This window comes from Collinsella sp. HCP3S3_E11 (genome assembly GCF_052067375.1).
Lineage (GTDB): Bacteria > Actinomycetota > Coriobacteriia > Coriobacteriales > Coriobacteriaceae > Collinsella.
Genome location: NZ_JBQHQI010000037.1, coordinates 1 through 634, shown reverse-complemented (window position 1 = coordinate 634; position 634 = coordinate 1). Strand labels below are relative to the sequence as shown.

Here is a 634-nt window from a genome sequence, read left to right as displayed (position 1 = left end):
GTACCCCTCGGAGCAGCCGATGACCTCCCGGTCGCCGGCGGAGTTGACGCCGATGGCGACCAGCACGGCCACGTTCTCGTAGGACCCTCCCCAGCTGCGCTTGAGGTAGATACCGTCGACGAAGACGTAGGGGTAGCCGCCCTCGAGCGGCCTCTGCCGCCATGTCTCGATGGACGCGAAGGCCCTCTCGTTGAGGTTGGAGACGGTGCCGGAGGACACCGGCGCTCCCCACAGGAGCTCGGAGACGTCCTCGATCCTCCTGGTGGAGACGCCCGCCAGGTACATCTCGACGATGGCCTCCTCGACAGAGGTCTTGCGCCTGCGGTAGCGCTCGATGACGGCCGTCTGGAAGGTCGCCCCGCGGAGCTTCGGCACGCTGAGCTCGACTTCCCCGGCGCCCGTGACGAGCCTCCTCGTGTAGTGGCCGCTGCGGTAGGCCTCCCGGCCCGCCGTCCTCTCGTAGCGCTCGGCCCCGACGAGCTCGGACGCCTCCTCGTCGAGCAGTGCGTTGAGCGTCTCCTCGACGGTCTTCCTCACCAGATTCTTTATGTCGTTGCGCAGCGACTCCTCGTCGACTGATACGATGTTCGCAGACACGGCCCGTGCCCCCTTCGTCGGTGATTTGTTGTTTAGT

Annotated in this window: 1 protein-coding gene; it reads right to left on the bottom strand. The window is 66.4% G+C overall.

Going from position 1 to position 634, the window contains the following annotated elements; translation table 11 throughout:
- On the bottom strand, positions 1-597 hold a 597-nt coding region (locus ACTM86_RS08955), incomplete at its 3' end, for an IS256 family transposase (protein WP_441017506.1).
- Between the last annotated feature and the right edge of the window lie 37 nt (positions 598-634).